At 46.7% G+C, this 9,598-nt stretch carries 9 protein-coding genes and 1 pseudogene; all 10 read right to left on the bottom strand.

The features are described 5' to 3' along the window. Positions 1-213: hypothetical protein (locus GX019_10895; protein ID HHT37665.1), on the bottom strand; the 213-nt coding region annotated here is incomplete at its 3' end. A gap of 88 nt (positions 214-301) precedes the next feature. Continuing rightward, positions 302-1,474 (bottom strand): MFS transporter, encoded by a 1,173-nt coding sequence (locus tag GX019_10890; protein ID HHT37664.1) that lies wholly within the window; start codon positions 1,472-1,474, stop codon positions 302-304. Positions 1,475-1,578: 104 nt separating this feature from the next. Beyond that, positions 1,579-2,715, bottom strand: coding sequence for a glycerate kinase (locus tag GX019_10885; protein HHT37663.1), 1,137 nt, complete (start codon positions 2,713-2,715; stop codon positions 1,579-1,581). A gap of 27 nt (positions 2,716-2,742) precedes the next feature. Then, positions 2,743-3,992, bottom strand: a pseudogene (locus GX019_10880) (GntP family permease). A 114-nt stretch (positions 3,993-4,106) separates the two neighbouring features. Further along, a complete protein-coding gene (locus GX019_10875; protein HHT37662.1) occupies positions 4,107-4,712 on the bottom strand; it encodes a hypothetical protein in 606 nt (201 codons plus the stop codon). 60 nt (positions 4,713-4,772) lie between these two features. Next, positions 4,773-5,297 (bottom strand): hypothetical protein, encoded by a 525-nt coding sequence (locus GX019_10870; protein ID HHT37661.1) that lies wholly within the window; start codon positions 5,295-5,297, stop codon positions 4,773-4,775. A gap of 38 nt (positions 5,298-5,335) precedes the next feature. Then, a complete protein-coding gene (locus GX019_10865; GenBank protein ID HHT37660.1) occupies positions 5,336-5,476 on the bottom strand; it encodes a hypothetical protein in 141 nt (46 codons plus the stop codon). A gap of 209 nt (positions 5,477-5,685) precedes the next feature. Next, positions 5,686-7,818, bottom strand: a complete 2,133-nt coding sequence (locus tag GX019_10860) for a hydantoinase/oxoprolinase family protein (protein HHT37659.1) — start codon at positions 7,816-7,818, stop codon at positions 5,686-5,688. A 30-nt stretch (positions 7,819-7,848) separates the two neighbouring features. Further along, on the bottom strand, positions 7,849-9,138 hold the full coding sequence (locus GX019_10855) for a citrate transporter (GenBank protein ID HHT37658.1): 1,290 nt from the start codon (positions 9,136-9,138) through the stop codon (positions 7,849-7,851). A gap of 277 nt (positions 9,139-9,415) precedes the next feature. Beyond that, positions 9,416-9,571: a hypothetical protein gene (locus tag GX019_10850; protein ID HHT37657.1), complete on the bottom strand. Its 156-nt coding sequence runs from the start codon at positions 9,569-9,571 to the stop codon at positions 9,416-9,418. Positions 9,572-9,598 lie beyond the last annotated feature (27 nt).

Raw genomic sequence — 9,598 nt, 5'->3', positions numbered from 1 at the left:
GCGGTAACCGTGGATGCCGTCAGTGAATACAGTACCCATCTCGGCCAATATTACGACTATGGTCAAAACTATCCCAATCAAGAATAATCGCTTACGATGGGCATGGAGGACAACGCTGGAGTACAGCAGTCCCATTAAGTAAAACAGTGCGAAAATATCAATGGTTAGGTGGCGAGATACATTAAATTTTATCATTCCCTCAAAGTTCTGCATTCAATTTACTCTCTAAGATAAATATAAAGCACCTTACCAAATTTTACTAGCCATCTAAAAAAATAAGGGGCAGATTTCTCCACCCCCATTACGCAGCTTCTCTTTTTATTGAAGCCAAGAAATAGATTAGAAACGCAAAACAGACCAGCGCAATAAAACCATAACCGCCGAAAATATCAAACCTTGATGAAAAATAGCCAAACCCCAGTCCAACTAATATAAGAACAGCCCTTAAACCCAAGGATTGAAACGAGTCAATGGTCGCCCGCATGGAGGAATCAATGCGGTGATGCAGATACCCAGAAATTATGGGATCTATAATCCCGGACACAGCGCAGAGCAGAAAAATCACGACCAAACTAGTAAAACCCCGGACGGCCGATAAATACAGCATCCCAGCAGCAAATATGAATATGACGGCTGAAATCAGAGCCCGGTAGTTTATCCTGTTTTTCAGCTTATAGGCAAAGACACTGCCAGGCAGCCTTACTAAGATCAGTCCGGCTGAAAACAATCCGAAGTATAAAACCGGAACACCCAACCTGCTGATATAAAGCTGCCAAAACTCATCGATAAAATTCACCGCTGCACCTGTAACCATCCCGGAAAGCAGAACAATACAGACCACCGGATTTTCACTGAAAAAGCGAACCGATGTATTCAAGTATTCTTTGGCTGGAATCGGATTATCAGCTCGGCTTGCTGTTTCAGGCTCAATCAGTGTCAGTGAAATCGCAAAAGAAACAAGCATCCCGGCAAAGGACAGCCAGTAGTTTAGTTCGAATCCATACCAGCTTGCCAAAACACTGCCGCTCAGGGCCGCCAGCACTGCCGCCGAAAAATCCCAAGCATTTAATCTCCCTAGGCATTTCTCAAAAGAGTCAGCCTCTCCCTGAAGAAGCAGCGAATCATAGAGCAGCGCATTTTCGGCTCCGCTGCTAGCCGCCCTTCCAATCCCCGCCAGGAATATGGCAGCGGCAAAATGCCAAAACTTGGTGGCAAAAACCAAGATAAAAAACTCACAGCAGCCGAAAAAAGCATTTAAAACCATCATTCTTTTTCGGCCCCATTTATCGGCAGCGATACCGGAGGGAACCTCCAGCAGTACCACTGTAATGGCATAGATTATCTCTGTGAAGACAACCATCTGGATCGTCATGCCCCGCTGCTCCCAAAACAGCCTTTCAATCACATAAGCAGGAATCAAATTATGGAAGAACCGGATGGCATAAAGTCTCCTAATATTTTTGCTGTAAGTCATTTCCAAGCTCCTCCTGTCTCCACCTGTTGATTATACCACTGAAGCATTCCTGGATGCCAGGTACAAGTTGAGGAGCTTAACTGCAGCGCAGCTGCAGCAGGGCCTTACATATTCACAAGGTTTAAAACCCTGGCTATGTTCTCACTGGTTTTGATGAGGTTTTCCCTGCCCATCTTCAGCGCCTTATCTACAGTGCAGGAAACCGATAGAATGCTGAACATAGCTGTTACACCATGATCATACATTGCTTCAGCTCCCTGTCCGATACAGCCTACCAAGGCAATTACCGGGATCCTGTATTTTTCTGCCAGGGTAGAAATCCCAAAGATGGTCTTGCCAAAAACTGTCTGACCGTCAATCCGGCCTTCCCCGGTAATAATGTAGTCGCTTCCCGCCATATGCTGCTCTAGCTTAGTATGCTGGATGACAAGCTCAACGCCTTTAATCAGTTCAGCCGATAAAAATGCGATTAAGCCTGCACCCAAACCGCCTGCCGCGCCTGCGCCCGGGATCTGATCTACATCCTTACCCAACTGCTCTTTGATGATCTTGGCATAGTGCTTCAAGTTGCGATCCAGCCGCTCCACCATTTCTGCTGTTGCTCCCTTTTGGGGGCCAAAAACATGGGATGCCCCATTTTTTCCTGTTAAGGGATTGTTCACATCACAGGCAACTTCTACGGTCACGTCTTGCAGCCTGGGGTCAAGGTGGCTGGTATCGATAGTCTGCAGCCGGTCCAGAGAGCCTCCTCCATAAGACAGTTCGTTGCCGTCTTTGTCCAGCAGTCGTCCTCCCAGCGCCTGAAACATGCCCGCGCCGCCATCATTGGTGGCGCTGCCGCCAATTCCGATCACTAAATGCTTGGCACCTTTATCCAGAGCAGCTTTAATCAGCTGGCCGGTACCAAACGTAGTCGTAAATAAGGGATTGCGCCGCTCATGTGAGATCAGCTGCATTCCGCTGGCTGATGCCATTTCCAAAACGGCTGTTTTTCCGTCGCCAAACATCCCGAAGCTGGCAGTGACTGGCTCCCCTAATGGTCCCAGCACTTCTACCTCATACAATTTTCCTTGAGTAGCATCGACCAAAGACTGGGTCGTACCCTCGCCGCCGTCCGCCATGGGAACCTTAACACAATCAGCGTTGGGAATTACTTTCTTGATGCCAGTCTCAATAGCATCAGCCGCTTCTTTTGCTGTCATGCTTTCTTTAAATGAATCAGGAGCTATCAGAATTCTCACTGGTAGTATCCTCCCTTTAATTGGGAACTAGCGAATTATGCCATAAATGATCGTCGAGACAATAGTCAGTGCCAAACCTATCAGTGATTCATAGGGGATGATCTTCAGTCTTTCTTTAATATCCAAAAACACACTGCCTCCGGTAGCGTGGAAAAAGCTGCCGTGGGGCAAATGGTCCAAAACAGTCGCGCCGCTGTGGATCATCGCTGCTCCGGATATTGGAGAAATTCCGAGTCCCAAGATTGTGCTGCCAAACACAGAACTGGCAACAGCCGTTCCTGCAGTGGTTGAGGCAGTAGCTCCGGACATCAGTATCCCTGCAGCCGGGCTAGTAAAAACGCCGGTAAGCCCAAGCCCTGCAGACCGTTAATAATCACATCTTTCAGCCCCGAGTTGGCCACAATGCCCGCAATAGTACCGGTACCGATCAGCAGAATCGCCACATTGCTCATTTTCGCTAATCCGGTTAGTGAATACTTATTGAGGTATTTAAGCTTACCCATCGCTAAAGCTCCAACCGCTCCACCAATAGGCAGGGCAATCAAAGGATCAATGGTAATGTTGAAGACAGGTCTCAGGGCCAGCAGCAGAATAGCTGCCAGCGGTCCAACGATCGAAGCAAAAAAGCTGGGTTTTTCCTCGGCTGAGATCGAGATCTCCTCTTCCGCAACATGATCTCCCTTCTTGATCAGGGTTCGCGTCAAAATCACAGTCACAATTAAACCAAATATCGCCGGAATAATACCGGCTGCCATTACACTAGTTAAGGGCAGTTCAAAGGCATCAGAGGCTGCAATTGTATTAGGGTTAGGTGAAATGATGTTTCCCGCCTTTCCCCCGCCAATCATCGCCAAGAGAATGGCAGGTTTAGACAGCTTAGTCCGGAAGGCAATTGCCAGCGCGATCGGCGCTACAGTAATTACCGCAACATCAATAAACACCCCCACTGCGGTCAAAACAAAAGTAGCGAGCGCTAAGGCAATCAGGGATTTGGACTCTCCAACCCGAGTAACAATTGTCTCTGCGATTTGAGTAGCAGCTCCAGATTCGATCAAAACACCTGCTAATACACCTACAGTTAAAATCCGTAAAACTGCCGACATGATATTCTGAGCTCCGGCGATCATGAGCGAAACTGTGCCGCCCAATCCAGCTCCACCGACTAGACCACCTACAACCGCGCCAAGAATTAAACCGTAAACCGGATGAACTCCCCGTATGATTAACACAATAGCTAAGATCAAACCAACCACAGCACCTAGTGCGGTTACCTGCATCTTTGTTCCTCCCCATACCTTACTGGATATATGTGCAATCAATACATCGCTTTTAGGTTATACATCCGGTTCAAAATTATTCGCCGAGGTAAACGCACTGATATTACCAAAAAATCAGCTGCGGCCGTTAATCATTTTCTTAAACAGTTGATCAGCTTTATTGAAGTCAAAAGCTGCCAGGAAAATATAGTCGAGAATATTGGGGTCAAAACTCAAACCTAAAAGTGCTTTTGCAAAACTCATCGCCGCTATTTCCCCAGTGCAGATAAGTTTTGACCTGTGGGTATACAGCTTGCCGACAGACCAGAGATCGATCGTTCTTGTGTTCGAGTACAAATTTGGATCATGCTCTTCAATGAAATGAAACATCTCATGGGCAAGAACAATATCTTTTAAATCAGTGTTGAGTTCGGTGATATCAAGCGCTTCCAGCAGTGAAGCGGCTTTCTCAATGTTATTATTGTAAATTGTGATCTTATTCGGGGACTCAAACAATCCGACATACACAAAATCAAGCGCAGACTGCTCGTCTTTATGCTCCACGGCAATTCCCAATTTGTCACCAATTTCAGCTGCACTGACAGCGCCATACCGCTCCCGCAGTTTAAGAGCTTCATCCCTCCCACAGCGAAGCGAACTCTCAATTATTTCTCTATCTTCACCCATTGGAATTTTACCCCGAATTGGATCCACACTGACACGGTAGTATCCAAATTCCATCTCACTGAGTTTTAACAGCTCCTGCAGTTGTTCCCTGACAATCTCATGCTTAGTGATTGCTCATCCCCTCTTTTCTATAAGAGTACCGATATCCTGCGGCAGCAGTTCTCGCAGTACCACCCGATAGTGCGGGTTTTCTGCTTTTCGATACTGTTCACTGTGATGAACTGGGCGAATCCCCTGGTTAAAATAATCCTCAAGATAATCCGTTAACTCTGCAGTCTTTTCGCTGCCCAACACAGCCTCAGCGGTATCAAGATATTCGTTCATAAGCTTCCTAAAATCCTGCCGCTCACCACACCTCGCCGCGGACTCTGCAAATATTTCCCATAAAAGTTCTATCGGTAAGCCGTGGTATTTCCACCCCGCCAGATTCACTCTGCAGTAGTGTTCGGAAATATGCTCATAAACAGGCAGATCGACTGGTTCTGTGCTTGCAAACTCCTCAAACAGGTATTGGCGGGCATTGTCCAAATCGGCCAAAAGATGCTCTGCTCCAAATGCTGCCTGATAGCATAACTTCACAACATCCTGCGGCTGCATCGATGGATGTATTTTCAGCTGTTCTACGAAATAACGGTTCATACTAATCATTTCACCACCTGATTAGGATTACCTTGCTTTTATCCCAGCAGCCAGCTTAAAGCCCCTTCCTCATCGGTAAACACAATGTCATAAGCCTCCTGCTCAGTCTCGATTAGCGTGCCGCTGCTTACGATGAGAAGATATCTTTTCCCCTGTGTTTCGATAACTTGCCAGTTCATCACCGCAGCCACTTCTTCAGTTCATTTTTTTAGCCTGTCATCGGCTTGTGATTGAGCAGCCCCAAAATCGCATGGTTTATTGACATGGTATCCCCCAAACAAATTACCGCGGTAACATATGTTATTAATATCATATGTTTCCGCGGCACCTGCCCACCCCAACTCTTATATACAGATAACGAGGAGAGATGCTCTCCTCGTTATCCAATCTACATATGGCTTCTGGCCACTATTGCGATTACAGGCTCGTTGCCCGATCTCATCATCAGTTCTGAATCCATCAGCATCGTCAGCTGCTCAAAGGTCTGCAGACCCTCGAAGTCAATGATCTTTGGCCCGATGGCAAGATAGATATCCGGTGTTAGAATGATGTCAGATTTATATACCAGGTATTCTTCCCAAAGCTTGCCTACTACCGATCTAACTCCGGCGACAGTAGTTGCAACTGCTGTTCCATCTTCTCGCTGCCTCTGGACAAAACCATTCTGATTTACTACCCGGATTTCCAGCTTGTCTTTAACCTGGTTGCCAAAGACCCAGAAGAATTCATTGGATACCACCAATTTTACATCGCTCGGATCTGCGCCCATCGATTCGGCAGCCAGCTTGCGGGCTTCATCTTCATCAACCACCCGCGCCAAGTCCTGAGTCGCGATTTCTGTAGAACCGGTAGCGATTGCTCTCACCTTTTGCGCTTGCGTGTCGATTTCGATCTGGATTTCAACTGAGTCAGGTGTAGCTCCGGATCGGATCACTGAGTCAGCTGCTTCTTCCCTCAGACGCATAATGTCTTCTTGGGTTGGATTCGGGATAACCCTTTCCACAGTATCGCGAACCAGCGCCAAAGCGACTCCGATTGAGGAAATAATCTCTGCCTGCTCCGCAATCTGATGGCGAAGTCCCATAATCTCAGCAGTTCTCGGCAGGAGAACCTTGGCTCCTCCACCGCCGCCAACCAATGTGATTTGGCTTCTCTCAATTTTGTGCTTCTCCATCAATTCTTCAATGATCTCAATACATGTTGCGGCGGCGTTATCCAAGACCCCAAGAGCCGCTTCCTTCCAGCTCATGTTCAAGAATCTGCCTAAGGCCTCGAAGCCTTTGACGCAGCTTTCCGGATGGCCGTAGGAATAATCGCCTTCCTTTACATATCCGAGGGCGTTCGCAGCGCAGGTTGTAGTCAAAGCATACCTTGAACCATCCTCAGTCTCTATTGCAATATAGTCGGAGGGGTCTCCCTTGACCGGTGTAATCTGAACTACTTTCGGATTAACGATTTTATCCGGGCTGGTAAATGCCACATAGGACAGGTTGGCGATGTGGCAGGATCTTGGGCCAACATGGATGATTCTGCCGTTATCTGCTCTGATCATGGAACCGCCTGCTACTCCCCCGGTATGGACGTCAATGGAGTTAACCATGGTTCGCTGGCCGCCGACTACAGCATAGTCAATCATAGGACGGCCATTTTTAATTACTCCAATGTCGGTCGAAGTGCCGCCCACTTCGAAGAATATTCCATTAGAGATTTTTAGATGCATCAGGGCACCGACTGTGGAAGCTGCCGGTCCGGACAGCATAGTCAGCACTGGACGCTTTCGCATCTCTTCAATATCCATAACACCGCCGTCACCCCTCATGATCATCAGCGGCGCTTCAATGCCAGCAGTTCTGACCGCATCTTCCGTAGAATTAGCGGTGCTGATCATCTTCGGCAGAATCGAGCTGTTAATTACTGCCGTTCTTGTGCGTCTGCTCAATCCGTACAGCTTAGAGATATCGGAGGCACAGGTAGCCTCAACACCCATATCCCGAGCAATTTCCTGGACGATCAGTTCTTCCTTCATATTATCTACGCCAAAAGTCTTACTGGCAGCAATTACCGAACAGCCTTCGTCAATAAGAGATTTAACGGCTGCCTGCACTGTTTCTCGCGAAAAATCATTGAGGGAAATAAACCGGTATGCCGTTGTTATTCTGCGCTTACCAGATTTATCGAGAATGATATCGGAAATATTGCCTTGGATTCTGGAAAGGAACCCTGGAACTATACCTTTTGCTATACCGATTACCCCTACCTTAGCTACGTCTCCCTCAAGCAGAGCATTGGTTGCCTGCGTAGTAGAATGGGCGATGAACACGACTTCCTTGGCATCGATACCATTCTCATCTAAACATTTCTTAAAGGACTCAATAACACCCGCTGAAACACCGAGTTCATGCTCATGGGTTGTCGGCACAATACCTACACCGATAATTTCATAAGTTTCATTATCGATAGCGACAGCTTTAGTGTTAGTGCCGCCAACGTCAATTCCGACTCTAACCTTTCTCTTTTTCATATTACCACCTATGTTATCCATGGTTCCTCCTTATCCGAAGTTGAAATATACCAGAACCAGGTTCAACGCCGTGATCACCCAGGTCCAAACCAGTCCTGTTTTCAGAAAATCTTTAACGGATACCTTACTGTGGTTCAAAGCCCACATATTCCACGATTGAGTTGGACACTGCGACAGGTTCATTGCAATAGTCGGAACATACATCAGGGTGAACAAGAAAGGTGTTGGAAATGTTCCAATAGCATTAATTACTCCCACGGTAGCAGCTCCGGCTCCAAAAATTGTCAGCGGACCACGGAACAATCCTGAAGGTGCAATCAGAATAAAGGCAATGACTAATCCCAGCGTAGTCGTGGGCAGCACTCCGCCCAGAATAGGCTCGAAGAACGGCGCTGCTACACCGGAAATTCGGTTAAAGATAGGCAGCACAAACAAGAATCCCAGCAGACTGGCAACGTCTACAACACCATCGTAAAAGGTGCTGGAAATGACCCGGCTTGCTGCTTTAAAGGACGGGAAGTTGCCTGTAACTGCTAGTCCGAACAAGGCTCCCACAATAAAAGCGGGAATTGTCAGCCATCCAAAAGCGATAGACAGTGTAGTAGGAATGATTGGTGTGATTAACGAAATAGCTGGAATATCTTTTTCCTGTAAGTCATCGCCAATTTGGAGTGCCCACGCCTTTCTTCTCCGTTTCCTAGGACGCATATTAAAAGCCAGCATCGCAGCAACCAGCCCGAGCTGAAGAGCCATAGCAGGGAATGCCCACCTTAAGTAACTGCTGCCGTAAACCATATCAGGAAAGATTGCCTGCATTTGACTGAACAATACTGTGTTTATGTACATACCACTGCCTACACTCATCAAGTAGCTCGTAACTGCCAATGGCTTCGATACTCCCAAGGACATCAAAATCGGCAGAACGATAACACCGATTGCAACTACAGCTCCTGCTCCAAATGTGGAGGTGAAAATAATTCCAGTTACAATCGACAGAAGAATTGTTACGATCAGAGGATTGTCTCCTCCCAGTTCTGTGACGCTTCTAATCAACTTTTTCGCAATACCTGTATCAACAAGGACTCTTCCAAACCAGCTTCCAAAGATTACGTTAACAGCTGTTGCACCCCAGCTTTCCGGTCCACCTTGGAAGATGTTGCGCATAGCATCTGCCCAGGACAGTTGCCCTCCTACAATACATAGGGCTGTCCACACCACACCCATACCCAGAAATCCGATCATCAGATTTCCGCCTCTGGCTGCGTAAAAGATCAGCAGAAAGTAGGTGATCAGCAATAAAATACCTATTACTAGATCCATATAGTCCTCCTTAGAAATTGTTATTTGCGCTGAGAAAGCGCATTCTTGATATTTGTGCATCACCACAGCTTGTGTTTAGTCTCAAAACATCGAATTCAATTACAATTCTGCATCAATTCGATTTGCTGTACAAGATTCCCTAAACAAAATTTTTCATCGCATTTTTCGTTTTTTACTCGTACGCTGTTATTTTGTCCAGAAATTAGCTCCGAAAAACCTAAAAATATTAAAAAACCCGCAACTTATTCTCACAGCTGCGGGCAGTTAAAAACCGAAATCAGATAGTTTTAATGCGAAAAATGAAATAATAGTATAGGTACACAAGCATAAAACCAATAAAGACTTTAAAGGGCAGAATCTCGACAGTCAAACCTGAGATCAGCATCATACTGGAGGCAAGTACCAGCAGCTTGATCTTAGTGCTCAGCTTCATGGAGCGCTCCCTCATAAAGTCGGCAAG

The organism is Bacillota bacterium (assembly GCA_012837335.1).
In the GTDB taxonomy this organism is placed as follows: Bacteria; Bacillota; Limnochordia; order Darwinibacteriales; family DTU012; genus DTU012.
The sequence above is the reverse complement of the archived record's forward strand: the minus strand, read 5'-3'. Positions and strand labels throughout refer to the sequence as shown.